The organism is Polynucleobacter sp. AP-Melu-500A-A1, from assembly GCF_018882125.1.
Taxonomy (GTDB): domain Bacteria; phylum Pseudomonadota; class Gammaproteobacteria; order Burkholderiales; family Burkholderiaceae; genus Polynucleobacter.
The window spans coordinates 412,961-439,299 of sequence record NZ_JACVOZ010000001.1 but is presented as its reverse complement, the minus strand read 5'-3'; the positions used below and the strand labels follow the sequence as shown (position 1 = coordinate 439,299).

General features: G+C 44.9%; 28 protein-coding genes. 10 read left to right on the top strand and 18 right to left on the bottom strand.

Features of this window, described 5'->3' with window-relative positions; all coding sequences use genetic code 11:
- Positions 1 to 59: 59 nt before the first annotated feature.
- Positions 60 to 320: a 50S ribosomal protein L27 gene (rpmA, locus tag ICN38_RS02395; protein WP_011902041.1), complete on the bottom strand. Its 261-nt coding sequence runs from the start codon at positions 318 to 320 to the stop codon at positions 60 to 62.
- A 19-nt stretch (positions 321 to 339) separates the two neighbouring features.
- Positions 340 to 651, bottom strand: coding sequence for a 50S ribosomal protein L21 (gene rplU, locus ICN38_RS02390; RefSeq protein ID WP_011902040.1), 312 nt, complete (start codon positions 649 to 651; stop codon positions 340 to 342).
- 75 nt (positions 652 to 726) lie between these two features.
- On the opposite strand from rplU, the gene ICN38_RS02385 reads away from it, so the two are divergent.
- Positions 727 to 1,731: a polyprenyl synthetase family protein gene (locus ICN38_RS02385; protein ID WP_216254582.1), complete on the top strand. Its 1,005-nt coding sequence runs from the start codon at positions 727 to 729 to the stop codon at positions 1,729 to 1,731.
- Between the two features lie 8 nt (positions 1,732 to 1,739).
- On the opposite strand, the gene ICN38_RS02380 is transcribed toward ICN38_RS02385, so the two are convergent.
- Entirely contained in the window at positions 1,740 to 2,675 is a 936-nt protein-coding gene (locus ICN38_RS02380) for a reductase (RefSeq protein ID WP_216254579.1), read from the bottom strand.
- A 56-nt stretch (positions 2,676 to 2,731) separates the two neighbouring features.
- On the opposite strand from ICN38_RS02380, the gene ICN38_RS02375 reads away from it, so the two are divergent.
- Positions 2,732 to 3,499 carry a fumarylacetoacetate hydrolase family protein gene (locus tag ICN38_RS02375; RefSeq protein ID WP_216254577.1) on the top strand — a complete coding sequence of 256 codons (768 nt, stop codon included), beginning with the start codon at positions 2,732 to 2,734 and terminating at the stop codon, positions 3,497 to 3,499.
- 80 nt (positions 3,500 to 3,579) lie between these two features.
- Here ICN38_RS02375 and ICN38_RS02370 read toward each other — a convergent pair whose 3' ends face one another.
- Both ICN38_RS02370 and ICN38_RS02365 read right to left on the bottom strand, forming a co-directional pair.
- Positions 3,580 to 4,599, bottom strand: coding sequence for a 2-dehydropantoate 2-reductase (locus ICN38_RS02370; RefSeq protein WP_216254575.1), 1,020 nt, complete (start codon positions 4,597 to 4,599; stop codon positions 3,580 to 3,582).
- Between the two features lie 104 nt (positions 4,600 to 4,703).
- Positions 4,704 to 6,119, bottom strand: a complete 1,416-nt coding sequence (locus tag ICN38_RS02365) for a sodium:solute symporter family protein (protein ID WP_216254573.1) — start codon at positions 6,117 to 6,119, stop codon at positions 4,704 to 4,706.
- A 108-nt stretch (positions 6,120 to 6,227) separates the two neighbouring features.
- Here ICN38_RS02365 and ICN38_RS02360 point away from each other — a divergent pair, with 108 nt between their 5' ends.
- Positions 6,228 to 7,202 (top strand): squalene/phytoene synthase family protein, encoded by a 975-nt coding sequence (locus ICN38_RS02360; RefSeq protein WP_216254568.1) that lies wholly within the window; start codon positions 6,228 to 6,230, stop codon positions 7,200 to 7,202.
- On the opposite strand, the gene ICN38_RS02355 is transcribed toward ICN38_RS02360, so the two are convergent.
- Positions 7,199 to 7,708, bottom strand: coding sequence for a methylated-DNA--[protein]-cysteine S-methyltransferase (locus tag ICN38_RS02355; RefSeq protein WP_216254564.1), 510 nt, complete (start codon positions 7,706 to 7,708; stop codon positions 7,199 to 7,201). The two genes, ICN38_RS02360 and ICN38_RS02355, sit on opposite strands and share 4 nt — an antisense overlap.
- 117 nt (positions 7,709 to 7,825) lie before the next feature.
- Here ICN38_RS02355 and ICN38_RS02350 point away from each other — a divergent pair, with 117 nt between their 5' ends.
- The 6 genes from ICN38_RS02350 to zapD are packed head-to-tail and all read left to right on the top strand — an operon-like array spanning position 7,826 to position 13,142.
- The gene (locus tag ICN38_RS02350) at positions 7,826 to 9,115 is read left to right on the top strand and encodes an HlyC/CorC family transporter (protein ID WP_216254562.1); all 1,290 of its coding nucleotides are present in this window, start codon (positions 7,826 to 7,828) and stop codon (positions 9,113 to 9,115) included.
- Positions 9,112 to 10,188 (top strand): GspE/PulE family protein, encoded by a 1,077-nt coding sequence (locus tag ICN38_RS02345; RefSeq protein ID WP_255562673.1) that lies wholly within the window; start codon positions 9,112 to 9,114, stop codon positions 10,186 to 10,188. Before ICN38_RS02350 ends, ICN38_RS02345 begins: the two co-directional genes overlap by 4 nt.
- Positions 10,185 to 11,237 (top strand): type II secretion system F family protein, encoded by a 1,053-nt coding sequence (locus ICN38_RS02340; RefSeq protein ID WP_216254558.1) that lies wholly within the window; start codon positions 10,185 to 10,187, stop codon positions 11,235 to 11,237. The genes ICN38_RS02345 and ICN38_RS02340 overlap by 4 nt, the downstream gene beginning before the upstream one ends.
- Entirely contained in the window at positions 11,237 to 11,737 is a 501-nt protein-coding gene (locus tag ICN38_RS02335) for an A24 family peptidase (RefSeq protein ID WP_216254555.1), read from the top strand. The genes ICN38_RS02340 and ICN38_RS02335 overlap by 1 nt, the downstream gene beginning before the upstream one ends.
- The gene (gene coaE / locus ICN38_RS02330) at positions 11,692 to 12,378 is read left to right on the top strand and encodes a dephospho-CoA kinase (RefSeq protein WP_216254552.1); all 687 of its coding nucleotides are present in this window, start codon (positions 11,692 to 11,694) and stop codon (positions 12,376 to 12,378) included. Before ICN38_RS02335 ends, coaE begins: the two co-directional genes overlap by 46 nt.
- A gap of 11 nt (positions 12,379 to 12,389) precedes the next feature.
- The gene (zapD, locus tag ICN38_RS02325; RefSeq protein WP_216254546.1) at positions 12,390 to 13,142 is read left to right on the top strand and encodes a cell division protein ZapD; all 753 of its coding nucleotides are present in this window, start codon (positions 12,390 to 12,392) and stop codon (positions 13,140 to 13,142) included.
- Here zapD and ICN38_RS02320 read toward each other — a convergent pair.
- The 9 genes from ICN38_RS02320 to secA all read right to left on the bottom strand — a co-directional run bounded on the left by ICN38_RS02320 (position 13,139) and on the right by secA (position 22,837).
- Positions 13,139 to 13,555 carry an NUDIX domain-containing protein gene (locus tag ICN38_RS02320; protein ID WP_216254543.1) on the bottom strand — a complete coding sequence of 139 codons (417 nt, stop codon included), beginning with the start codon at positions 13,553 to 13,555 and terminating at the stop codon, positions 13,139 to 13,141. The two genes, zapD and ICN38_RS02320, sit on opposite strands and share 4 nt — an antisense overlap.
- 15 nt (positions 13,556 to 13,570) lie before the next feature.
- Positions 13,571 to 14,428, bottom strand: coding sequence for an ATP-binding protein (locus tag ICN38_RS02315; RefSeq protein ID WP_216254541.1), 858 nt, complete (start codon positions 14,426 to 14,428; stop codon positions 13,571 to 13,573).
- A gap of 12 nt (positions 14,429 to 14,440) precedes the next feature.
- Positions 14,441 to 15,676 (bottom strand): bifunctional glutamate N-acetyltransferase/amino-acid acetyltransferase ArgJ, encoded by a 1,236-nt coding sequence (gene argJ, locus ICN38_RS02310; protein WP_216254538.1) that lies wholly within the window; start codon positions 15,674 to 15,676, stop codon positions 14,441 to 14,443.
- A gap of 45 nt (positions 15,677 to 15,721) precedes the next feature.
- Positions 15,722 to 16,018 carry a hypothetical protein gene (locus ICN38_RS02305; protein WP_216254536.1) on the bottom strand — a complete coding sequence of 99 codons (297 nt, stop codon included), beginning with the start codon at positions 16,016 to 16,018 and terminating at the stop codon, positions 15,722 to 15,724.
- A 21-nt stretch (positions 16,019 to 16,039) separates the two neighbouring features.
- The gene (locus tag ICN38_RS02300) at positions 16,040 to 16,294 is read right to left on the bottom strand and encodes a MoaD/ThiS family protein (protein WP_216254535.1); all 255 of its coding nucleotides are present in this window, start codon (positions 16,292 to 16,294) and stop codon (positions 16,040 to 16,042) included.
- 9 nt (positions 16,295 to 16,303) lie between these two features.
- Positions 16,304 to 17,557, bottom strand: a complete 1,254-nt coding sequence (locus ICN38_RS02295) for an NAD(P)/FAD-dependent oxidoreductase (protein ID WP_216254532.1) — start codon at positions 17,555 to 17,557, stop codon at positions 16,304 to 16,306.
- A gap of 10 nt (positions 17,558 to 17,567) precedes the next feature.
- Positions 17,568 to 19,415 carry an aldehyde ferredoxin oxidoreductase family protein gene (locus tag ICN38_RS02290; protein ID WP_216254530.1) on the bottom strand — a complete coding sequence of 616 codons (1,848 nt, stop codon included), beginning with the start codon at positions 19,413 to 19,415 and terminating at the stop codon, positions 17,568 to 17,570.
- Between the two features lie 21 nt (positions 19,416 to 19,436).
- Complete coding sequence (locus ICN38_RS02285) at positions 19,437 to 19,913, bottom strand: 4Fe-4S dicluster domain-containing protein (RefSeq protein ID WP_216254528.1); 477 nt, start codon at positions 19,911 to 19,913, stop codon at positions 19,437 to 19,439.
- Positions 19,914 to 20,077: 164 nt separating this feature from the next.
- The gene (secA, locus tag ICN38_RS02280; RefSeq protein ID WP_216254527.1) at positions 20,078 to 22,837 is read right to left on the bottom strand and encodes a preprotein translocase subunit SecA; all 2,760 of its coding nucleotides are present in this window, start codon (positions 22,835 to 22,837) and stop codon (positions 20,078 to 20,080) included.
- Between the two features lie 53 nt (positions 22,838 to 22,890).
- Here secA and ICN38_RS02275 point away from each other — a divergent pair, with 53 nt between their 5' ends.
- Entirely contained in the window at positions 22,891 to 23,394 is a 504-nt protein-coding gene (locus tag ICN38_RS02275; protein WP_216254524.1) for a hypothetical protein, read from the top strand.
- Positions 23,395 to 23,408: 14 nt separating this feature from the next.
- On the opposite strand, the gene lpxC is transcribed toward ICN38_RS02275, so the two are convergent.
- From lpxC to ftsZ, 3 genes are all read right to left on the bottom strand, one after another.
- Complete coding sequence (gene lpxC / locus ICN38_RS02270) at positions 23,409 to 24,323, bottom strand: UDP-3-O-acyl-N-acetylglucosamine deacetylase (RefSeq protein WP_216255198.1); 915 nt, start codon at positions 24,321 to 24,323, stop codon at positions 23,409 to 23,411.
- A 32-nt stretch (positions 24,324 to 24,355) separates the two neighbouring features.
- Positions 24,356 to 24,856, bottom strand: a complete 501-nt coding sequence (locus tag ICN38_RS02265; RefSeq protein WP_216254521.1) for a peroxiredoxin — start codon at positions 24,854 to 24,856, stop codon at positions 24,356 to 24,358.
- 113 nt (positions 24,857 to 24,969) lie between these two features.
- The gene (gene ftsZ / locus ICN38_RS02260; RefSeq protein WP_216254518.1) at positions 24,970 to 26,301 is read right to left on the bottom strand and encodes a cell division protein FtsZ; all 1,332 of its coding nucleotides are present in this window, start codon (positions 26,299 to 26,301) and stop codon (positions 24,970 to 24,972) included.
- Positions 26,302 to 26,339: the final 38 nt, after the last annotated feature.

Here is a 26,339-nt window from a genome sequence, read left to right as displayed (position 1 = left end):
CTGTTCCTAAGAGTTAAATTCGGAATAAATCTGAATCAAACGGATCTCAGTCAGGCGCCTTAAGAACGAGGCAGAACTGAAACCTGGGCCTTCTTCAAAGCACCCTTAACGCCGAATTCCACTTGACCGTCAATTAATGCGAACAAAGTGTGATCCTTACCAATACCAACGTTTGCACCTGGATGAACACGTGTGCCACGTTGACGAATAATGATGCTGCCAGCATTAATGTGCTCGCCGCCAAAAACCTTAACGCCTAGACGTTTCGATTCCGAGTCGCGACCATTTCGTGTTGAGCCGCCGCCTTTTTTCTGTGCCATATCTTTCTCCTACCCTGAATTAGGCTTTAATCGTGTTGATCAAAATTTCAGTGAAATTCTGACGATGGCCTTGGTGCTTTTGATAATGCTTGCGACGGCGCATCTTAAAGATTGTCACTTTATCGTGACGTCCCTGGGAGACGACAGTGGCCATCACAGCTGCACCATTAACCAATGGATCACCTAATTTCAGTGAAGCGCCTTCGCCAACGGCGAGGACTTGGTCAAGAGTGATTTCGCTGCCGATTTCCGCTGGTATCTGTTCTATTTTCAATTTTTCGCCTGCGGCAACTTTGTATTGTTTGCCACCGGTTTTTATGACCGCGTACATGGTTTGAAACCTCAATTAATATCTACATTTAAGCTAATCCACCCTGGAGAAGCTAAGCCCATTATTATATCTTGCATGACGAGCACTGTCAAAACCAATGACTTAAGCCAAATCCTGGCCCCAATTTCCTTAGATTTCAAGGCTTTAGATGAGGTTATTCGCCTCAGATTGGCCTCGAAAGTCGCCTTAATTGACCAAATCTCGAGCTACATCATTCAGGCGGGTGGCAAACGGATCAGACCGGCCCTACTCATGCTAGTTGCAAAAGCCCTGGCTAAAGGCAATGCAAGCCCTCATTCCTTGGAAATGGCTGCAGTCGTGGAATTTATCCATACAGCTACCCTTTTGCACGATGACGTGGTTGACGAATCCACCCTCAGAAGAGGTCGTGAGACCGCAAATGCCACTTTTGGAAATGCAGCAAGCGTTTTAGTGGGTGACTTTTTGTATTCCAGGGCTTTCCAAATGATGGTTCGTCCAAATGACTTAAGAGTCATGCAAATTTTGTCCGATGCAACCAATACCATTGCTGAAGGCGAAGTGCTGCAGCTTCTGAATATGAATGACCCCGAGGTTGATGAAGCTAGCTACCTGCAAGTGATTCGCTACAAGACCGCTAAATTATTTGAAGCATCCACCGAACTTGGTGCCATTCTGGCAAATGCAAGCGATACACAACGTGAGCAGGCAGCAGCATTTGGTAGGCACATTGGTACCGCCTTTCAATTGATGGATGATTTACTCGACTACACTGCAAACGCCGCTCAAATGGGCAAGAATGCTGGCGATGATTTACGCGAAGGTAAGCCTACCCTGCCACTCATTTATCTTCTTGAACATGGTACGAACGAAGAGCGTTTATTAGTGCGTGCAGCCATTGAACAAAATCAAGACTTGCCCGATGACGTCTTTGTACAAATCTTGCGTGCTGTTCAAACTTCGGGTGCTTTAGATTACACCCAGGCTGCTGCAAAACGGGAGGCTGACTTAGCCTTAGATTGCATTAAAGACTTCCCAGCAAATGAAGCTACTGGTGCATTACAGGCTTTGTGCGAATACTCTCTAGCTAGGCAGACTTAAGTAGTCACTTAACTTCCAAGGCTATTCATTCTGAGCTCACGCGCCGTCACGCGCGCCTTCTCAGCCTCTTCACTTAAGCGTGCAATCTCTGCCTTGGATAATCTTTCTAGATTGGCATAATCCAATTTCCATTCTGCATCAGTAGACCACTTGAGTGGTGATTGCACTGTAGTTCTTGGGGCTGGGGCAGATTCAAGTAATTTCAGAGCAAGCTCAAAGTTATAGTCTTGAGATGCGGTGTCATTTGGTCTTGCAGCTGCATTGCCCAGCGGAAAATCGCTGAATAAAAACCGTGGTACTCCACAATATTCAACGATATCTTTGGCTGCCCCCATCACAACAGTAGAAATACCTGCCTCTTCTAAATAGCGCGCTAACAAACTTTGGCTCTGATGGCATACAGGACAGTTTGGAATTAAGATGGCGACATCCACATTGTCTGCTCGTAACATTTCCAAAATAATCGGGGCATCAATCTCTAAAGTATGGGTTTGACTTCTATTGGTTGGTAAGCCATAAAAGTTTGGCGATACCATTCTGAGTCTACCCATCTCGACTACGCGCCTTGCAGGAGCCAAGGGAAACCAGCAATTCACTTCTTCCATATTGGCATTTTTGCGATCGATACCGACATGAGCAATCCTTAAATCTAACTTTTGATTAATTGCACTTTTGTATGGCTGATAAAACTTTGCGGCCGCGTTATAGGGCGCACCTTGTCCTTGAGGTCCTTTTTCAGCATCGTATGGAACGGCAGTGGTAATTAATCCAAGTACAGATTGATTGAGGGGTTTCTTAAGAGGGGTAAACGGTACCGCAAGGTAATGCGCCCATACGTAAGGGTTGTCATAACCCAAGCCCAAGTAATAGCTGCGTGTTCGCTCCATATAGCGAACCGGCTGATCATGTTCTGGTGCAAAACCAAGTTCGGAAGTCTTTGCCATCAATACATCCCTGTAAGATATTGCTTATCAGATAATAAACTTCATAGGAAATCATTATGGCGCAATGGCTTAGATATCAATACGAGGGGAAAACTGGTTTAGGACAGGTCCAAGACGATGAAATTACTGTCTATACCGGCGATTTATTTAATCAGCCTAAGACTACTGGAGAGATCCTCAAGCTTGCTAATGTCACGATCGACATCCCTTGTAATCCATCGAAAATGGTTGCCTTGGTGGATAACTTTCACGCTTTAGTAACTAAGCTTGAGCATGCGGTGCCTGCTGAGCCCTTGTACTTTTTAAAAGGCAATAATTCTTTCTTGGCAGCTAATCAAATTATTCGCACGCCAAAGTCTTATTCAGGCAAAGTAGTTTACGAAGGTGAATTGGGAATTGTGATTGGCAAGCGCTGCCATGAAGTTAGTGAAGCTGAGGCTGCAAATGCCATCTTTGGCTATACCTGTATCAACGATGTCACTGCGATTGAAATCCTCAATCGTGATCCTGGTTATGCTCAGTGGACCCGCTCTAAAAGCTTTAATACCTTCGGTGTTTTTGGCCCCTACATTACTACTGATGTAGACCCGAGCAAACTTCACATTAAGACTATCTTGAATGATCAAGAGCGCCAAAATTATCCGGTAGCAGATATGATTTTTCCACCGGCAAAATTGGTCAGCCTAATTTCGCAAGATGTTCCATTAGAACCTGGTGACATCATTGCCTGTGGCACCTCTGTAGGCGTAGGCTCCATGAAACCGGGCAGCAATGTCAGCATCATCATTGAGGGTGTTGGTCGCTTGGATAATCGTTTCGAATAAATCTATTCTGCAATCAACAAAAAACCCTTGCTACTCACATAGCAAGGGTTTTTTAATACACTCTACTAACTACTACTAGCTTAGTAACCAGAAACAGATGGTAATGCCAAACTTCCTTTAGAAGCCTGAACGTTTTCATCCAAGTATTTTGTCAAAGCAAATACAGTATTTAAACAAGGTGTGGGAGTTTGTGTAATCTTGCCTAGCTCAATAACCGATCCGAGCAAAGCATCAATCTCTAAACTACGACCAGCCTCTAAGTCTTGCAACATCGAGGTCTTGTGCCTGCCGACTTTTTCAGCGCCAGCAATGCGACGCTCAATATCTACCCGGAAAGTAACGCCCAGCTTTTCAGCAATGGTTTGAGCTTCAGCCATCATATTGCGCGCTAACTCTTTTGTTAATGGGTTCTGACAAATACCCTCAAGCGTGCCATGCGTTAATGAGCTGATCGGATTAAAGGTCATGTTGCCCCACAACTTGAGCCAGATCTCAGAACGAATGTCATCCAGAATAGGTGATTTAAATCCTGCAGCAGTCATCATCTCAGAGATTTTTTGAATACGATCTGTTGGCTTGCCATCTAACTCACCCAATGGGAAACGATTGCCCTCTACGTGACGAATCACACCAGGCGCTTGAGTAAAGGTCGCTGGATAGACTACACAACCAATAATGTTATTTGGGTTAATAGTTTTCTTTGCAAGGCCACCAGCATCTACTGTTTCAACGGCATGATCTTGATAGTCTCCGCCCAATTTCTGGAAGTACCACCAAGGGATTCCGTTTTGCATTGGAATCAAAATAGTCTGGGGACCCATGATTGCCGCTAAGTCATCAATGATGGGTTCAACTTGATGCGCCTTCACTGCCAGAATCACGACATCTGGAATTTCTGCATCTCTGATTTTTTCAACTGCCTTAACTTCAGCCACCAATGGTTCTGGCTGGTCATCCATGATTAAGGCAAGGCCGCGCTCTTTTATTGCCGCTAAAGTTGCTCCACGCGCTACGACTGTTACTTCATTGCCAGCTCGAGCCAACATCACAGCGAGGTAACCACCAATCGCGCCACCCCCGCCTATCACACAGATTTTCATAGGAACTCCATAAGTACTTAAAATTTTGAATTAGTTCCATATTAGAGGAGATTATTTTGGAGTGGAACAAAATAATGTTGCCTAAATTTTAGGCAACAGGTCCTTTAAGCTGCCTTGAGCAGATCTTTTGGCACCAAACTACCCAATAACATGCCTGCAATACTGGCAAATAAGCCTGCTAATTGAGGCGGCAAGATAGCGTGTGGGGCCAATATCTCGCAGCTGATCCAAACGGTTAAACCGCAGACCACAGCCAATAGACCCCCCAAAGAATTTGCTTTGGGCCAATAGACCCCAAAAGCCAGCGGCACAAAAGCGGCTACCAAGGTGACCTTATAAGCGCTCTCTACCATTTTAAAAATGGATAGCTCTGAGTTGATAGCGAAAAAAGTGACAATTACGGCAAAACACAAGACCGTAATACGCATCACTTTGAGCAACTCGTGATCAGTCAAATGTTTGAAAAAACCACGAATAATATTTTCTGCAAAAGTCACCGATGGCGCCAACAGGGTCGCACTTGCACAACTCTTAATAGCCGATAACAGCGCTCCAAAGAACATCACTTGAGCAAATATAGGGGCGTGCTGCAGAATCAGTTGCGGCAGAATCATTTGCGGATCGGTATCCAAATATTGCTTTACTAAGTCAGGGCTGATGAGTGTTGCCGAGTAGGCTAAATAGAGCGGTACAAAAGCAAAGATGAAATAGAGCACGCCACCTAAGATAGCGGCCTGCACTGCAATATTGACGTTCTTTGAAGAGGTGATGCGTTGGAAAACGTCTTGCTGTGGAATCGAGCCCAACATCATGGTGCATAAGGCTGCGGTAAATCCAAGAATCGACGCTAGATTCATATCGGGCCAGAAATTACTAAATTTTCCTGCAGCGGCAGCATGCTCAATGACAACGCTGATACCGCCAGTTTGTACTGCCATCTCACCGCCAATGTAGAGCATGCCAATCACAATAATGATCATCTGAATAAAGTCTGTAATTGCCACAGACCACATACCACCAAACAGCGTGTAGATCAACACACTTCCTGCGCCGATCAACATGCCACCAGTCTGTGAAATACCACCTTCAGAAACGACATTAAATACCAAGCCAAGGGCCTTAATTTGCGCAGCCACCCAACCTAAATACGAAACCACAATACATAGGGTCACTAATACTTCAACGGTACGGCCATACTTTTCACGAAAAAAATCACCAATAGTGAGCATGCGGCGGTTATAGAGATGCCGTGCAAAAAAAAGTCCCACGAGGATTAAACACAGTGATGAACCAAAAGGATCAGACACAACACCGCCCAAACCTTCTTTCAAAAAGGTAGCTGGAATACCTAAGACAGTCTCAGATCCGAACCAAGTAGCAAAAACGGTTGCAGTGACAATAGGCAAGGGCAAGCTATGGCCCGCTGCAGCAAAGTCTGCAGTGTTTTTCACGCGCAAGGCTGCCCATAAGCCAATGCCTACGGATATCACCCAATAGATGATGACAAACCAAATCAACATCGTCCAGCTTCTCCTTCAGGAAATTGGTCAAATTATATGGCCATGTCACTTTTGGCAATAAGGGAATAAGTACTGATTTGAGGCAAGCTGGTCTGACATAATTCATGAGTGGATGCCCCAAAAGAGAACCTTAATGCCGATTTGGCTTATCAGAAAACCATTCTGGGATCAGTCTCTCGCACCTTTGCGCTGACCATTCCACTTCTGCCCCCAACGATGGAGAAAGTGGTTGGCAACACCTATTTGCTTTGCCGTATCGTCGATACGATTGAAGATGCAGCGGATTTAAGCCCAAGCACTAAACAAGCACTTTCTAAGCTTTTTTTAGAGGCAGTCCTTGAAAAATCACCAGTAAGTTCTTTTGTGGTCCCTTGTCTGGAGGCCTTAAAAAATTACAGTAACCAAGATGAGCTTGATCTAATTCTCAATACACCAACTGTTCTGCGTATTTTGCATACCTGCTCCATCAGCGATCAAGTCGCTGTCAGTCGCTGCGTTTCCATCATGTCCAATGGCATGTCGCACTTTCATGGTAAACAAACTGAAGAAGGACTGAGAGATCTCCAAGAGTTTGAAGAATATTGTTATGTTGTTGCAGGGGTCGTTGGTGAACTACTCACCGCCATTTTTAGCAATCACTCTCCTGCATTTGCTAAGCGTATTCGCGGCCACGAAGATCTGGCTATTGCTTTTGGTCAAGCACTTCAAATGACTAATATCCTGAAGGACTCCCCGGAAGATAGGGCTCGTGGCGTATCTTGGAAGCCAGTCAGCATGAGTCAAACTGAATTGCTTGGCATTGCCTATCAGAAACTACAAGATTCCTTGCGCTACATCCTGCTCATTCCCAAGCAAGATATTGGGATGCGGCAATTTTGCTTTTTAGCATTTGGCTTAGCTGTGATGACTCTCTCCAAGATTGCCAAGCGCAAGCAATTTATCTACAAAGACGAGGTCAAACTCTCTCGCAGAGCCGTGATGAGCTTTTACAGTATTACCAAGATCGCCGCTTCTAGCGATATCTTGATGAAAGCATTCTTTCGGCTATCTACTAGTTCACTGAGAAATCTAAAACGAGATTAAATGACTCCCTCATGCTTTAAAAGCCAGATTTTGATTTGACGATAAAATCCAGGCGCATCCTCTTTCATAAAGCCCCCAATACCTTGTGCAGAAACTACGCGATGGCAAGGAGTAACTAAAGGGTAGGGATTTGCACCACAAGCAGTACCTACCGCACGGGCTCCGCTCTTGATATTTTTGGCAAGCTGACCATAGGTGCTTGTTTGTCCGAATGGAATATCCAAAACACTTTTCCACACTTTGTTTTGATGTTCGGTACCTTGGGGCCTTAAGGGCAATTCAAATTGAAATTGTGGATTCTTGAAATAAGCCTTGCATTGCTTCTCAACCTCTCGGGCCAATTGATTCTGGGGTTTGATTAAAGCAGTCGTTGCCGGTAAATAGTCAATTTTGGAGACCATCAAACTACCCTCCACCATTCCCGTTTCAATTCCTAGGCATCCAAAGGGCGCCTGAATCACGCAATACTGGAGATCGGCAGATGATTTTGAGTGGGATGGGGCCATAAGGAAGATTCTCACATAGATTCAGAGAACAGATGACCTCGCTTTCTACCCTAGCTATAGCTTGTGAAATGACACTTTGCTATATTGGTTCATCCTTACTTATTGCAGGCAGAACCCATGGACACCTTTTTTGACGATTGGCCTTTTTTAGGCCAACTTGCTCTAGTCCTCTTTTTACTCGCACTCTCAGGATTTTTTTCCATGGCAGAGACAAGCATGTTGTCTTCCAATCGTCATCGGCTACGCGCCATGGCAAATGGTGGCAATGCGGGGGCTGCATTAGCAGAGAGATTACTCAAACGCATTGATTCATTACTTTCAGTGTTGCTGATCTCCAATAATTTGATCAATACCATCTTACCTATCTTGGTTACCGGTATCGCTCTTCACATCTTCGGAGAGAGTGGTCTTGTCCTATCGATCGCTACGCTTGTTGTGGCTCTACTCATTATTGTTTTTAGTGAAATTACACCTAAAGTGATTGGTGCAGCGTTTCCAGAAAAAATTGCCTCTAGTGTTGGTTGGTTCATTCTGCCTTTAACCTTTATTTTTAAGCCCCTGTTATGGTTTATCAATAGCTTTGTCTCTGGACTCATGAGAATCTCCGGCCTTCAGTCATCAGCAGATAGTCGAGCTATGAGCAAAGAAGAATTGCGAAGCTTGGTACTCGAATCTAATCGTTTTGTCTCAACTCATCATCGCAATATTTTGCTAAATCTTTTTAATTTAGAAAATATTACTGTTGATGATGTCATGACGCCCCGATCGAAGATTGAGATACTAGATCTATCTAGACCTATCGACGAAGTGATTCAACAACTAGAGACTTGTTATCACAACAAGTTACCTGTGTGCGATGGAGACTCAGAACGCATTATTGGTATTTTATCGGTCAAAAAAACCCTCTCTCTTCTTGGTGATTCCGATCTACAGCATGAGGACTTTAAGTCATTATTAAATGAACCCTACTTTATCCCTAGCGGTACGCCCGTACTACAGCAGATGCAATTCTTTCAAGACAATCAACAACGTTTAAGCTTAGTGGTAAATGAATATGGCGAAGTATTAGGTCTGGTCACATTTGAAGATATTGTTGAAGAGTTAATCGGCGAATTCACGACATCCTTTTCAAACTTGTCTACTGATCCCCATTGGCTAGCAGATGGTACTTATTTGGCAAGCGGCAGCGCGTCTCTTCGGGACCTTAATCGTCTCCTAAATCTCAATTTACCCGTAGATGGCCCACGTACTTTAAACGGATTACTACTCAACAAACTTGAGGCCATTCCTGATCACGATGTCAGCATTCGACTTGCTGGAATTGTGATGGAAATTGTGCAATTCGATGAACAGGGTATTAAAACTGTAAAGCTGCATAGACCCGAATTTAGTAATACTCAAGATTGAGCTTAAATAATGACTCACTCATTATTCGTATCTGGCATGAAATCGCTGTTAACGCGATGGATTCCAGGGCGAGTGATATTCATATTGAGGCAGGCGCGCGAAACACTCTAGTACGCACTCGGGTAGATGGCTTATTACAAGAGCACTCCCAGTATTCTGCTGAGCTCCACGAACGCCTTATTACCCGCATTAAGATTCTGGCACGTCTTGATATTGCCGAAAAGCGCCTTCCACAAGATGGGCGGCTTTGTATTGGCCATAATTTTTCAAGGCCAGATGTAGATTGTCGAGTTTCTATACTGCCAACCCTCTATGGAGAGAAGGCAGTTATTCGCATTTTGCCCAACCGTATTGAAGAACTCACATTAGAGCAATTGGGTTTACTGCCTGAGCAGTTAGATATTTTCAAGAATGCCCTAAGTCAAGTTAACGGATTAATTCTAGTAACTGGCCCAACTGGCAGCGGGAAAACGCGCACCTTGTATAGCTGCCTACAGAGTCTGAATCACATTCACCGTAATATTTGCTCCATTGAAGATCCGATTGAAATTCGTTTACCAGGCATCAATCAAGTCGCATTCCATCCTCGGGCTGGACTCGACTTTTCGACGATTATTCGAGCCATTCTCAGACAAGACCCAGATGTCATCATGATTGGGGAGATTCGGGATAAGGCGAGTGCAGAGCTGGCCATTCAAGCAGCGCATACAGGTCATCTGGTGTTAAGTACCCTTCATACCCGTAGTGCTCGCGCTGCTGTATCCAGACTACACAATCTAGGTATCGATCAAAATTCACTTGAATCATGCATTCGCAGCATTAGTTCGCAACGCTTAGTGCGAAAAACCTGTTACCACTGTCGTGGACAAGGCTCTTCGCAACAATCAAGTTGTGAAATCTGCTGTGGGACTGGCTACTTTGGTCGTGTCGGAGTGCATGAAGTACTTGATGGCATACATATATTCAATCCTAATCTTAGCTATCCCTCTATGCATGCTGCAGGCATGCATCATGTTGAAAGAGGCTGGATTAAACAAGATGCTCTAGATGCTGAAGTGGACAGTTGGTCATGAGACGAATACTCTCTAAGGAAGATCAGCTGGGTTTTGCTCGACAACTCCTTACCTTACTGCAGGCTGGCCTCGCACTTCTCAATGCAATCGAACTCATACATCAAACCGCCCCAAAATCATGGCATGCATGGTTAGATAATATTCACTCGCAATTAAAAAATGGGTATAGCTTGTCACAATGTCTGCGAGTAGATCCACATCTTTTTTCGATGGAATTTATTAATCTCATTAGCGTTAGTGAGCGTACGGGTGATATTGGGCTTGCCCTTACCACTATCTGCGAACAACTTGAGGCACAAATTGAATTACGCCGTAAAGTGCAGCAAGCACTTGCCTACCCAATAATTACACTGATAACTTCCCTGGCATTGATGATTGTCATGATGGTTTGGGTTGTGCCGGTGTTTAAAGATGTCTTTTCTCATTTTCAGGCAGATCTTCCGCTGCCTACACAAGTTCTGATACAGCTCTCATCTTTCATAGAGCATTACTTTTTAGAGCTTGGCGTATCTATAGTGCTGTGTATCCTCATTTTTTACTTCAGTTGGCTAAAATCGGTGCACCTACAAAGACGATGCGATCGACTCAGTTTTCAACTACCACTCCTGGGTCCTCTATTAAGATTAGCGACATTAACGTATTGGTGTCGCACATTAGGTCATCTGATTAGATCTGGGCTTTCATTACCCGATGCTCTTAGGGTCACAGCCCAATCCTCGAATCATTGGCTCAGCCATGACTTCAGTGCTGAGATATTTAAGCAGCTTACACGGGGCTGGCCTTTGGGAGAGGCATTAGTAAAAGCCGACCCTAAACATATCCTCTTTGATCTTGAAACCCTACAGTTACTCAGGATTGCAGCGGAGAGTGGTTCCCTAGACGGCATGCTTTGTAAGCGTGCTAATGCTTTAGGATCAGATCTTAGCAATCGCTTAAATACCCTCAGTCAAACACTAGAACCCCTTTTAATTGTGATTGTTGGGATAATTATTGGTAGCTTAGTCATCATCCTATATCTCCCAATTTTTAGCCTTGGACAAATTGTGTAATGAGCCTGCTCAACAACGTCGACCTCGTTCGTGTATTGCTCATAGTGATACTGCTGTATTTGAGCTATGTTGATTTGCGCAGCTTTAGGCTTCCCGACTCAATTACCTTGCCACTAATCGTTGCCGGCATGGTCTTTAATTTACTGTCACCCTCTCATTATGTTGATGTTACCGACTCTATTATTGGGTCACTCATGGGTTATGTAAGTTTATGGCTCTTAAATTATCTTTATCACCTGATAAAGCAACAGGATGGTATTGGCATGGGTGATGCAAAACTATTGGCAGCTCTTGGCGCCTGGTTAGGATGGAGCGCCTTACCTAGCATCCTCCTCATCGCCTCAATTTCCGGCTTAATTGGTGGCATGATCTATCTCAAATGGCACAAGCAAAACTCTTGCCATGCATTTCCTTTTGGACCATTTCTTGCCTTTGCTGGCATTATTGAGTTGTTATGGCCACAGAATCTTCTAACATTCCTACTGGGCAATCTCACTTAAGCGCCTTAAGGCAACGCCTTCCCTTGGTTGGCTTAACCGGGGGCATTGGCTCTGGCAAAACTGCTGTAAGTGATTTGCTTACACAATTAGGTGCAGGTGTCATCGATACCGATTTGATTGCGCATCAAATTACTGCTCCTGGCGGAAGTGCCATTCCCCTCATTCAAGCGCGCTTTGGGTCAGAATTTATTGAGCCTAGCGGCGCTTTAGATAGGGCCAAAATGCGCACCCTGGTATTCAGCACTCTGGATGCCAGAAAATCTTTAGAGGAAATTACCCACCCCTTAATTCGCCAAGAAACACTCAGACAGGCTTTGCTGCTAGCTGATGCTGCCGTTCCATATCTCGTCTTTGTGGTCCCCTTGCTCGTTGAGTCGGGGAACTGGACAGACCAAATTGACTACCTGGTGGTGGTGGATTGCCCTGAGGAGACCCAAATTCAAAGAGTGATGCAGCGCAGCAATTTATCCAGACTTGAGGTGGAGGCGATTTTGGAAGCTCAAGCTAGCCGCCAAACCCGACTTGCACTGGCAAATACCGTCGTTGAGAACCAGGGCAGTTTGTCTGAGCTCAAATCAGCAGTTGAACAATTGCACCAAAAAATCCTAGGGATTAAGAAAGCAAAACTCAGTTCGTCATAGAATATGGGCTTGTGATTGTTTACGAATACCCCTTTAACGAATTAGTTCGAAGCATGCTTCGACTGGAGTATTTGTTCGCCCGTTTCAATCACTTTAATCGCTCTGATGATCCCGAGCTTCACCATAATGCAATCTCTATGCTGTTTGATCTTGGCGATATTGGATCACGCGGCGATATCAAAGCATTGCTCCTGAAAGAGTTTGAGCGTCAAAAATATGCCTTGAATGGTCTAAAGGGTTCGCAAAAAGTAGATCAAGAAGCGCTTACCCAAACTCTTACTGAAATTGATGGGGTTGCCAGCAGTATTAATAGCTCCATGGGTAGACCAAATTTAGTCATCTCCGAGAGTGAATGGTTAAATGCTATCCGTACTAGATTAAATATTCCGGGGGGCACCAGTCCGATTGATTTGCCAAGCTATCATGCCTGGAAAAATAGTCCATCTAGTGAGCGGCGCGCGCTTCTTGATCAATTTGTTGCACCTCTTTTGCCATGGCAAGAAGCTTGTCAATTATTTTTACGTTTACTTCGTCAATCCGGTGAAGCAAAAGATGTGGTTGCACATAATGGTTCTTTTCAGCAAGCACCATCGGGTAAGGTCTATCAATTAATGCGCTTAGCTGTTGAGGACGACACCGTCTTCTCAGAAATTAGTGCCAACAAATATCTACTCTCGGTACGGTTTTTAAAAGCTGATCGGGATAAAAAAGCGCAGCACGTCAATATCGATGTGCCATTCAAACTGACACTTTGTCAGTTCTAAGCGAGTAAGTCTCTAAGCCTTTCCAGCATTGGCCAAGCGGCTGGTAGGAGGGGGTCAACTGAGGGGGTTTTTGCTGAGATCAACTCCCAAGATAAAGCCTGACCTTCGCAACCCACGGGAGTGCCAGACCACTGTCGAATCACGCTCACATGTAAGCGCACATAAGCATGGGGGTAATCATGCTCCAGAACTGTCAGTTCTTCGCTAGATTCAATCTCAATACCTAGCTCTTCTTGAAGCTCACGTTTGAGCGCCTCAAAAACAGACTCCCCTTTTTCAATTTTTCCACCGGGCACTTCCCAGTAACCAGCGTAGGGCTTACCCTCTGGCCTTTGCCCCAATAAAAAGCGGCCTTGAGTATCTAATAAGATACCGGCGGCAACCTCTGTGACGGGACGTTGATCTTCAGTCATGAAAATAAAATACTTTTAGGCGTGAGATCCAGCCCAATGTTTTGCAAATTGCCAAGCTACGCGCCCAGAACGTGAGCCTCGCTCGAGAGCCCAGACCAAAGCTTCGGCGCGTGCCGCTTCAATCTGCGTCGCACTTAAACCAAAATGGGTTAACCAATGGGCGACGATAGCCAAATATTCATCTTGCTTGGGTGGGTAAAACGATAGCCACAAACCAAATCGTTCAGATAAAGAAATCTTTTCTTCAACTACTTCACCCGGATGAATTTCTCCATCATCGCTATAAGCATAGCCTTCGTTATCTTTCATGTATTCAGGCAATAGATGACGCCGATTAGATGTGGCATAAATCAAAATATTGTCGACCTGAGCTGAAACTGAGCCATCCAAAGCTGATTTCATGGCCTTATAGCCTGATTCACCCTCGTCAAAAGAGAGGTCATCACAGAAAACAATAAAGCGCTCAGGCCGCTCAGCCAAGATATCGGCAATATCGGCTAGATCTGCTAAATGATCCTTCTCTACTTCTACCAAACGTAAGCCTTGGCTTGCAAATTCATGCAAGCTCGCTTTAATCAGTGAAGACTTGCCTGTGCCTCTGGCGCCCGTGAGCAAAATATTATTGGCTGGCTTTTTTTGAATGAAGTTTTTGGTATTGTCCCGAATCGCGTCACGCTGACGATCGATATTCTTCAGATCCTCAAAAGTAATATCGGAAACATGCTTCACTGGCTGCATAAAACCAATACTGCCAAAGATGCTATCGCGTCGACGCCATCTAAATGCAGTAGAAGAATTCCAATCTTCCTCTGTTAGAGGCTTAGGTAAGAAAGTTTCAAGGTGAGTTAGAAGCTGCTCTAGTTTTTCATTCATTTTTATTTACTTTTAAGAACGGTAGTCAGCATTAATCGAAACATAATCATGCGATAAGTCACATGTCCACAAGGTTTGAGAAGCAGTGCCGCGACCTAAATCAATCTTGATGGTAATTTCTGATTCTTGCATCACTCTTTGACCATCAGCCTCTTGATAGCTGGGGTTCCGCCCACCATCCTTGGCAACCCAAACATCACCAAGCCACATTTGAACCTTACCCACATCTAAGTCTAAGATACCCGCATATCCAATTGCCGCCAAGATTCGACCAAGGTTAGGGTCACTAGCAAAAAAGGCAGTCTTTACCAAAGGAGAATGGGCAATTGCCTTGGCCACTAGGCGGCACTCTTCAACTGTCTTGCCACCAATAACTTCTATGGTCATCAGTTTTGTAGCACCTTCACCATCGCGCACAATCATTTGCGCTAACTTTTTAGCAATTGCAATCAGTGCATCGCACACAATTGCATAGTTTGCATCGGCAGTAGAGGTAATCTGAACAGGAGATTTTCCCGTCGCCATAATGATGAAAGAATCATTGGTCGAAGTATCCCCATCAATAGTGATAGCGTTAAATGATTGGTCGGCTACTTCACGAGTCAAGGCTGTCAATAAGCCAGGAGCAAAGCCTGCATCAGTTGCAATGAAACCCAACATGGTTGCCATATTAGGATGAATCATTCCGGCGCCCTTACAAATGCCAGTCATCGTCACAAGCCCTGCAGAAGTCTGAACAGTGGCTGAGCAAGCCTTCGGTTGAGTATCGGTTGTCATAATAGCTTCCGCCGCGTCCAACCAGTTGTCTTCTCCTAAGTGCGCTACGGCTTTCGGCAAAGCAGAAACAATTTTCCCAATCGGTAAGGGCTCCAAAATCACACCAGTAGAAAAAGGTAGGATTTGTTCTGGATTTAATTTGAGATCTTTTGCTAAAGCAGCGCAAGTTTCTAGAGCATGCTGCATGCCCTGCTCACCAGTTCCAGCATTGGCATTACCCGTATTAACAACTAAGGCCCGAATCTCACCATGACGGCCATCTTGGGCTAAATGCTCTCGACATACTTGAACTGGGGCCGCACAAAAGCGATTGAGGGTAAATACCCCAGCCACTTGAGATCCTGGCGCTAATGTCATGACTAATAAATCTTTGCGATTGGCCTTCTTGATTCCAGCCTGAGCAATGCCCATCTCAAAACCAGAAATAGGTTTGAGGTCTGATTTTTGAGGTAAAGGTAGATTAACTGACATAGAAAACTCAATAATCAAAAGGTAAAAGGAAAAAGGGGCATCAAGCTAACCCCCACCTCTGCGAGTATAAAGATCAAATCGCTTTAAAGCTGTCTCACACTGAATAGCAGTCCAATTTTCAGCAAACTTCAGCCTGAGATCTAGGACTGGAATATCTAAGAGGGCTATTTTTCGAGAAGGCTTGCTTCTACCCTCTATCTGCAATTCGGGGATTTTTGCTGAAAGTAAGATATTTCCATCAAGCACTACAGTCGAATTTGGATATAAGTCACCGAGTGCTTGCGGTAGCCAGCGCACCAAATCTTCAGGCGTACAGCCCATCTCCCTGACAAATTTTGGCATCTGAACTAGCTACTGAAAAACTTATCCGCCAGCTACTGGAGGACAAATAGCCAGAGCATCATCGGCTTTTAGAACATATTGATTACGCTCTTCTGGCTTGATATAGAAACCATTTACCATCACCAGATGTGCTGACTTACTTGGAATCTTGTAGAGCTCAATCATGTCGCCAATAGTGCTGCCCTCCGCCACTTCAATATCAGCTTCAATTCCATTCTTTTTATGAGGAGGGAGATAGCTTGCCAAGCTGGCAAACAACTTCAAAGTAATTTGCATATCGAAAGCTTAATTCATCCAGACTGATTGCGCTTGACCAACCGCCAAATAAGCATCCATGGATTTAGTGGGATCGCCAATTAAGGTATCTTTCCAATCACCCAAGGTAATCTTCCCTTGAATCAAGCCACGCAAAACACCGATATGCTCAGTGGTACCTACACAGGTTGCACCTACCAATACATCCCCTAAAAACTCTAGGCGAAGGTATTTGTAATTCACTGAATCAACTAGCTCCACATGATCACCATCCTTAGCGCCAGACCATAAACCAAATGAAGAAGAAATCAGACCCAAGGTATCTAACACGTTAATCTGAAGAGCTCCTAAACTATGTGCATCACCACCTGTCATGCTGATTGCTGCAATTCTGGCTTGCTCTGCTGCATTTGGTTGAATCGCATTGACAATACGCTTACCTGTTGAAAAATCAATGCTCTCAGTGACATCACCGGCCGCATAAATGTCAGGGTGAGAAGTTTGCATCAAATCATTTACCAAAATTCCGGTATTTAAGTCAAGGCCAGAATTTTTTAAGTAAGCAATATTGGGTCGCACCCCCGTTGCTGAAATCACTAGATCCACTTCAATAGATTTACCATTCGAGAGCTTGACAGCTAATCCAGATCCAGATTTAGTAATGGCTTCAACTTTAGTGTCGGTGTAAACCTGAACCCCTTTTTCTTGTACCCACTTTTTAATCATTCCCCCAGCTACTTCAGTCATCATGCGAGGAACCATGCGATCACCCATCTCTACAACAGTGAGCTCGACTTTTCTACTGGCAAGCGCCTCTAAAATGATGCAGCCAATAAAGCCTGCGCCCATCTGCAATACTTTAGAACCTGGTTTAGCAAGCTGAGCAATAGCGCGTGCATCCTCTAAAGTCCAGCAAGGGTGAACACCTGGTAAATCAATTCCAGGAATCGGGGGTTGGACAGGTACTGAACCCGTAGCGATCAATAACTTATCAAAACTAATGGACTTTCCATCTAGCTCAATCTTCTTAGCTTGAATATCAATCGCAGTTGCTTTACCAAGTATTTGGTCAATGTTTAGTTTTTCAAAATGTCCGGCATCTTTGCGAAGATAAGTGCCAGACTCATCGATATTGCCCATCAAGAGATAGGGGATGGCCATGCGTGAGTATGGGGGTACGTCCTCAGAACCAATCATCACAATCTGATCCTTAGGCGCGCGCTTACGAAGCGTCTCAGCCGCAATAACCCCTGCTGGGCCATTGCCCAAAATGACATGCTTCATAGATAGAAACTCAAAGGCCTAAACGCTTCATTGTTTCCGCGCTGGGGCGCCCTTCTGGATCCCAACCCCGAATCTTGTAATACTCAGGCAACATCTTGTCTAAACCGCTTACAGAGCCTTTGCCTGGTCCAGTCTTAGCTGCCTCGGTCATCAAGCGCTTAGGTAGCTTGTCATCTTTATTGGTAAAGCCGGCACGATTATTAAAGTCGCGTTCCATGTTCCAGATACGCTCACCAATCGTTGTCAAATTTTCCACAGTAAATTCATCCCCGCAAGCTGCCTGCAATTGTGGCGCGACGTCTGCGAGCGTCCATGCAAAGCTAGTGAAGATACAAATACCAGCAGAATCAAAAGCGGCAGTTGCATCTTGGAAGGCTTTAACCAATTCAGGTTTGCCATCGGTATCACCAGGTTCAGTTTTTACTGGAATACCCAAGACTTCAGAGGCAATCGTATAACCCCGAAGATGGCAAGCTCCGCGATTAGAAGTCGCATAAGCAAGGCCAATACCTTGAATCACTCGACCGTCATAGGCCGGGAACTCTTGACCTTTAACACTCATCGAAAGATCAGGGTGACCGTACTTTTTAGTTAAACGAGCTGAGCCTTGGCCCATCTCTTTTCCAAAACCTGTTCCTTCGGTAGTAATTTCTGCCAAGTAACAAAGCGCTTTAGCGGACCCAAAAGGCGCCTCGATTCCAATCTGTTCTTTGGTTAGAACACCCATTTCATACAACTCCATCACAGCACCAACAGTTGCTCCGAAAGAAATGGGATCTATTCCTTGTTCATTACATAACTGGTTTGCGTATTGCAATGTCTCTAAATCATTCACTCCATTTGCGGCACCCAAAGCCCAGGCCGCCTCGTATTCAAGTCCACCAGATGCATGCATATGCTGCGGTTTATTTTCAATTGAAAAATGGGTGTCATCAATTTTAGAAATACGGCCGCAGGCAATAGTGCAAGCAAAGCATGCTTGGTTTGTCACTAAATGGGCTTTGCCATCTGACTCACGAGGTTCCGCCATTGCTTCAGCGGAAATATCCTTAGCGCCCTCGAACTGAACATCTTGATGATTACGAGTAGGCAATGCACCAACTTCATTAATCACGTTCATGAGGACTTGGGTTCCATAAGTTGGCAAACCTTGTCCTGTCACAGCATGTCCAGCCAATACGGCCTTACCTGCGGCAGTAGCCGCCATAAATGCCTTAGGATCCTTGAGATTGCCTACTCCTATAGTGCCTCTAACTGCAATCGCTTTTAAATTTTTACTACCCATCACAGCGCCAACGCCTGAACGGCCTGCAGCACGATGTAAGTCATTCACAATAGCAGCGTATAAGACTTGATTTTCACCAGCCCGCCCGATACATGACACCCGGATCTGCGGATCTTGATGTTTGATTTTGATAGTAGGCTCAGTCTCCCAGACTGATCTACCCCAGAGATCAGAAGCATCTAACAACTCTGCTTTATCGTTCTCAATATATAAATAGACTGGCTTCGGTGACTTACCTTCAAAGATCACCATATCCCAGCCAGCCATCTTTAATTCCGCACCCCAATAACCACCGGAGTTTGAGCAAGCAATCGCGCCTGTCAAAGGACCTTTAGTCACAACTGTATAACGCCCTCCCGTAGATGCCATCGTCCCAGTTAAAGGGCCAGTAGCCCAAATAATTTTATTCTCTGGAGAAAGCGGATCGACCTTAGGATCTACTTCTTCAACAAAATACTTAGTAGCCATACCTCTTGACCCTAAATATTCTTTAGCCCACTTCATATTGAGTGGCTCGGATTGGCAAGTGCCCTTGCTTAAGTTAACGCGTAAAAGTTTTCCAGCCCATGACATGATATTTTTTCCTATACTTTATTAGTTAGCGATATCTTGATTGCCAAGCTTATCGGCCCACTCACGCATCCTATCTAGACCAGTCCAATCAGCATCTACATAAGTAATAGCTCCAGTTGGACATGCAGTTGCGCAGGCTGGATCACCTCCACATAAATCACATTTTTGTACTTTGCCTGTGTCTTGCACATAATTAATTGTTCCGAATGGGCAAGAGATTGTGCACACCTTACAACCAACACAGGTGTCATCAGAAACAACTTTGGCGCCAGTAATGAAATCCACTCGAATGGCATCTACTGGGCATGCTTGGAGACACCAAGCCTCATCACATTGTGTACAAGTATAGGGAACTTTTTTACCAGTTTTGTGAAATTCAAATACCTTAATTCGAGATTTAGAAGTATTAAAAACACCGTAGTGCTCATAACTACAGGCCATTTCACACTGAAGACAACCAGTGCACTTATCCGCGTTGATTTGCAATGACTTTTGCATGCCGATTCCTTTTACTTATAAATGCAATCTTTTGCATATAGAAGTCGATATTCGACCAAAAATTTGACTGCGCATAGTTAGGGAAAGCCCTAGAGGGGCCAAGGTTTTGGCAAAAGAAATGGGGGCGTTCGGCCCCCAAGGTGTTTCTACAGAATTTAGACGTTTTACGCTAGCGCACCGTGACAATTCTTATATTTCTTACCACTGCCGCAAGGACATGGGTCATTACGGCCAACCTTAGGACCTGCACGTAAGGGCGCTGGCGTTAATTCCACTTCAGCTGGGTCTACAGGACTAGATATAGCAGCATCTGCGTCTGCATGTTGATATTTCACATCAGATAACTTAGCCAAATCCTCATTGATAGATTCTGAGGCCTGGTCTAACTCACTAGCACTCCGAATTTGCACGGTCATGATGCTTTTCACTACATCATTCTTGATCACATCTAAGAGTTCACCATACAACTCGAAGGCTTCGCGACGATATTCTTGCTTAGGATCTTTTTGGGCATAGCCGCGCAAATGAATACCTTGGCGCAAATGGTCTAATGCAGCTAAATGTTCACGCCAATGGCTATCTAAGCTATATAAAAGTACTGAACGCTCAAAACCAGCAAAAGACTCTCTACCACTCAAATCCACTTTGGCATCGTATGACGCTTTAGCGGCCTGTAATACTCGCTCAAAGATTTCAGAATCTTCAACCGTCTCGGCACTTTCAACCCATTTCTGTAAATCAACAGTAAGACCCCATTCACTTGCCAGTGCATTTTCCAGGCCAACCAAATCCCACTGTTCCTCCATAGAATCTTGTGGCACATAAATAGCGCATACCGAGCGAAGTACGTCTTCAAGCAGATTAGCAATCAACCCGCCAACATCACTACTCTCTAAAACTTCATTTCTAAGGCGATAGGTTTCTTTACGTTGATCATTTGCAACGTTGTCGTACTCCAATAATTGCTTACGAATATCGAAGTTACGACCTTCTACTTTGCGTTGCGCTGACTCGATAGAACGAGTCACCATGCCTGCTTCAATTGGTTCACCATCAGGCATCTTCAAGCGCTCCATCACAGCGCGTAAGCGATCTCCAGCAAAAATACGCAAAAGAGGATCATCTAAAGAAAGATAAAAACGGGATGAGCCTGGGTCACCCTGGCGACCAGAGCGACCTCTTAACTGATTATCAATTCGACGACTCTCGTGACGCTCAGTACCAATAATGTGTAAACCGCCAGCATTTAGTACTTGATCATGAATACTTTGCCACTCATCTTGAAGACCCTTAATCTTCGTAGCCTTCTCTGCATCAGTTAAAGCTGCATCAGCTTCAAGCAAAGAGGATTGCTTACCTACGTTACCGCCCAGCACAATATCAGTTCCACGACCAGCCATATTGGTAGCAATCGTGATCATCTTAGGGCGCCCTGCTTGGGCAATAATTTCTGCTTCACGCTGGTGCTGTTTCGCATTGAGAACTTGATGCGGCATTTTGCGTTGATCAAGAAGCTTTGCGATCAATTCTGAGTTTTCAATCGAAGTAGTACCAACAAGCACTGGTTGACCGCGCTCGTAGCAATCTTCAATATCTTTAACTACGGCGTCATAACGCTCACGTGATGACTTATAAATCTGATCCTGACGATCTTTACGCTGGCTGATTCTGTTTGGTGGAATCACCACGGTTTCAAGATTGTAAATTTCTTTGAATTCATATGCTTCGGTATCGGCAGTACCGGTCATACCTGCCAACTTACCGTACATCCGGAAGTAATTCTGGAATGTAATTGTCGCTAAGGTTTGATTCTCATTCTGAATCGGAACGCCTTCTTTAGCTTCTACTGCTTGGTGCAATCCATCCGACCAACGACGGCCCTGCATTAAGCGGCCAGTAAATTCATCAACGATGATGACTTCATTATTTTGCACTACGTAATGTTGATCGAGGTGGAATAAAGAGTGTGCACGCAAAGCAGCGTACACATGGTGCATCAAGGTAATGTTTTGTGGAGCATATAAGGAGTTGCCATCATTAAGGGCTCCTAATTGCACCAATACCGTTTCAGCCTTATCGTGACCTTGCTCAGTCAAATATACCTGCTGAGACTTTTCATCTACCCAATAATCACCTGGCTTTTCAACACCGGTTCCATCAGCTTTTTCTTCGCCAATTTGTAAGTCTAAATAAGTAGGTAGTGCATTAATTTTGAGATATAAATCTGTATGGTCATCAGCTTGGCCTGAAATGATTAATGGCGTACGCGCTTCATCAATCAAAATCGAATCAACCTCGTCAACAATCGCGTAAGCTAAACCACGTTGTACGCGCTGACCTAAGTCTTGCACCATGTTATCGCGCAAGTAATCAAATCCAAATTCGTTGTTAGTACCGTAGGTAATATCTGCTGCGTAAGCTGCTTCCTTAGTAGCGTGATCCATCTGCGAAAGATTGACCCCGACTTGCATACCCAAAAAGTTATATAACTTAGACATCCACTCAGCATCACGCTGTGCCAAGTAATCATTCACAGTAACTACATGCACGCCTTTGCCAGTAAGTGCATTCAAATACACCGGAAGCGTAGCAGTTAAGGTTTTTCCTTCGCCAGTACCCATCTCAGCAATCTTGCCTTGATGCAAAGCGAAACCACCGATGATCTGGGCATCAAAATGGCGCATCTTCATCACGCGTACGCTGGCTTCGCGAACGACAGCAAATGCCTCAGGGGCAATATCGTCCAGCGCTTCGCCAGCCGCTAAACGAGCTTTAAATTGCTCCGTCTTTGCAGCCAGTGCAGCATCATCCAAAGCTTGCAGACTAGGCTCGAAAGCGCCAACCTTAGCAACCACTTTGCGATACTGTTTTAAGAGGCGGTCGTTACGACTGCCGACCAGGGTTTTAAGAAGACCGATTACCATGGGATATTGAAGAAAATGAAGACCTTGAGTTTATCACCCGCAACCTCTTTTTTATGAACTTTCCCCCTAAACCGAAACGTCAGCAAACTGCCCATGAATGGGTGGATTACCTTCGAGAATCTGAAGGCTTGGGAAGCATTTTGGCAAGGACCGAGGATCTAGCCCAACTCAAATCGACCCTAACTCAGGCTTTAACAGCCCTTGATTTAGGGCACTTAAGTCAAAAAATCGAGGCTGGATGGCGCCAAGGCACCCAAAATGAGTTGTTTCTGCTAGTCAGTAATGCCAGTATTGCAAGCCGTCTTCAGCAGGTTTTACCGAGCCTAATCAATGAGTTATCGAAAAATGGCTTGGTTTGCAGTGCCATTAAAGTGCAACTGAAGCCAGCACCAGCAAGCTGGGAGGTCAAACCCCGCATCGATGCAGGAGCAGCGCGAAAACCAACCGGTTTAAATGAGGTGGCTAGATCTTCTTGGCAGGAATTGCTAGAAAAATTAGCTCCCGACTCAAGCCTGCGCAAAGCAGTTGAGAAATTACTGCAAAACAAACCTAAATAATTGAGAAGAATTTCTCAGAAAAAGAGTGGCTGACTCTCTTGAGAGTAGGCTTCAGGGGCCTTATTCACCGAAAAAGTGCAAATTTCATAGGCGCTTGGATCTTCTAACAACTTATGCAACAAAGCGTTATTCAAAGCATGCCCAGATTTCTCGGCCACATAGGCGCCAATAATTGGATGACCTACTAAATACAAGTCGCCAATAGCATCCAAAATTTTATGTCGTACAAATTCATCTTCGTAACGCAGTTCTTCGTTATTCAAAATCCGATGCTCATCTAAAACGATTGCGTTATCTAAACTACCTCCACGGGCCAAACCCATTTCGCGCAATGCTTCAACTTCGTGAGCGAAGCCAAACGTGCGAGCACGCCCAATTTCACTTCGATAAGCATGCTCTGCAAAATCGACAATAAATCGCTGACCAGTTTTATCTAAGGCAGGATGCTTAAAGTCGATCGTGAAATCTAACTTATACCCAAAGAAAGGTTCTAAGCGTGCAAGCTTATCACCCTCACGAACCTCGATAGGTTTTTTAATGACCATAAACTGACGTGGAGAATCTTGCTCCACAATGCCAGCAGATTCAATTAAAAATAAAAATGAGGCGGCACTACCATCCATGATGGGAACCTCTTCCCCATCTAATTCAATCAAGAGATTGTCTAAACCTAAGCCAGCACAGGCAGAAAGCAAGTGCTCCACTGTAGAAACTCTCACACCATCTTTTTGAATTACCGAAGCAAGACGCGTATCGCAGACAGCAAGAGCAGTAGCAGGCACCACCGAATGCTCTGGTGTGTCAACACGCACAAACTGAACCCCTGAATTGACGGGCGCAGGCTTGATCAATATCGTCACCTTGCGCCCAGAATGCAAGCCAATCCCTACGGTTTTCACCGGAGTAGCGATAGTGCGTTGCTTCATCATCATGATGTATCTCTATTCAGAGGGAGGAGAAATTACAGTTTTTTCAAAATAGAGGCGGCATCGCTCACTTCAAACTTCCCAGGAGCTTCGCGTTCTAAGGCCGTTACTACGCCATCTTCAACAATCATGGCATAACGATCTGAGCGCACACCCAAACCACGAGCAACTAAATCTAACTCTAGGCCTACTTTTTTAGTGAACTCTCCGCTGCCATCACCCAACATACGAATTTTTTTGCCGACTTTTAGATCGCGGCCCCATGCACCCATCACAAATGGATCATTGACCGAAATACACCAAATCTCATCAACACCCTTTGCTTTAATAGCGTCGTGGTGCTCAACATATCCAGGAGTGTGTTTTGCAGAGCACGTAGGAGTAAATGCACCAGGTAAAGCAAAAATGACAATTTTTTTGCCAGCAACAAGCTTCTCAACTTCAAATGCATTTGGCCCTAAGGAGCAGCCTTCGCTCTCTTCGTTCATAAACTCATAAAGAGTAGCATTTGGTAATTTTTGTCCAACAGCAATCATGACGTCTCCAATAATTAGTTGTTCGTTAGTATGCCAACGCAAGCGCGGGATTCGTCGTCCGGAGGGGCGCCCGCGCTGGCATTTCGCAACTATCTATTGTATTGAGCAGTCAATTAATCTGCTTGCTTACGCAAAAAGGCTGGTATTTCATAGTAATCAGCCCCCTTGTCCAACATGGATTTAGCCTGAGGAGAGCTATCTGCACCTAAAGTAGGCGCAGGAGTCGCCTCGCGAGAGCTACGAAAAACTCGCGGCAAATCATATTGACTGTAATCAACACTCCCAGTAGCAGCAGATTGGGTAGGCAAGGAAGATAAACCTCCAACCATTGAAGTGCTTGCACCTAAGCTAGAGTCCATGCCAACTTTGCTCATAGCAGCAGAAGGGCTGGCAGGAGCAAAGCTATTGAGGTCAGCCATGGTTGGCATTGCATCATGCGTTCCAGTTGCTTGTCTCCACACTACTTCTGGCTGGTGAGCTTGCCTAGCCTGCGGATTATTCAAGCCAGTAGCAACTACTGTCACACGCAAGGCATCACCCAAGCTATCGTCGTATACCGTACCGAAAATAACCGTTGCATCATCAGCAGCATAACCACGAATTGCAGCCATCACTTCACGCGTTTCAGATAATTTCAATGAACGGCTAGCTGTGATATTGACTAACACACCACGTGCGCCTGACAAATCAACACCCTCGAGTAATGGTGAAGCCACGGCAGCTTCTGCAGCCAAGCGTGCACGATCCATGCCAGATACGGTTGCAGTACCCATCATGGCTTTACCTTGCTCACCCATTACAGTTTTCACATCCTCAAAGTCAACGTTAATTAAACCTTGAACATTGATGATTTCTGCAATTCCAGAAACAGCGTTATGCAATACGTCGTCTGCACAAGCAAAGGCCTTATCAAACTCAGCATCTTCACCCATGACTTCAAACAACTTTTCATTGAGCACCACGATTAATGAATCTACATAAGACTCGAGCTCGGCAGCGCCGTTCTCAGCAACCTTCAAGCGCTTCACACCCTCGAAATCAAATGGCTTGCTAATGACGCCTACGGTCAGGATGCCCATCTCTTTGGCTACTTGTGCCACGATAGGAGCTGCCCCAGTTCCAGTACCACCACCCATACCTGCAGTGATAAATACCATATGAGCGCCTTGCAATGCATCTGCAATCCGCTCGCGCGCCTCAATCGCTGATGAAGCACCAATTTCTGGTTTAGCGCCAGCACCTAATCCGCTAGAGCCCAGTTGCAAATTCACAGATGCTTCAGAGCGCTGCAAGGCGCCTGCATCGGTATTCATGCAAATGAACTCTACGCCATTCACTCCACGACGGATCATATGTTGGACGGCATTACCGCCAGCGCCACCGACTCCAACCACTTTAATAATGGTTTTGCCAGCAGTATCTTGATCTAACATTTCAAATTCCATATACCCTCCTAGGTAATTAACTTACTACATTGACGACG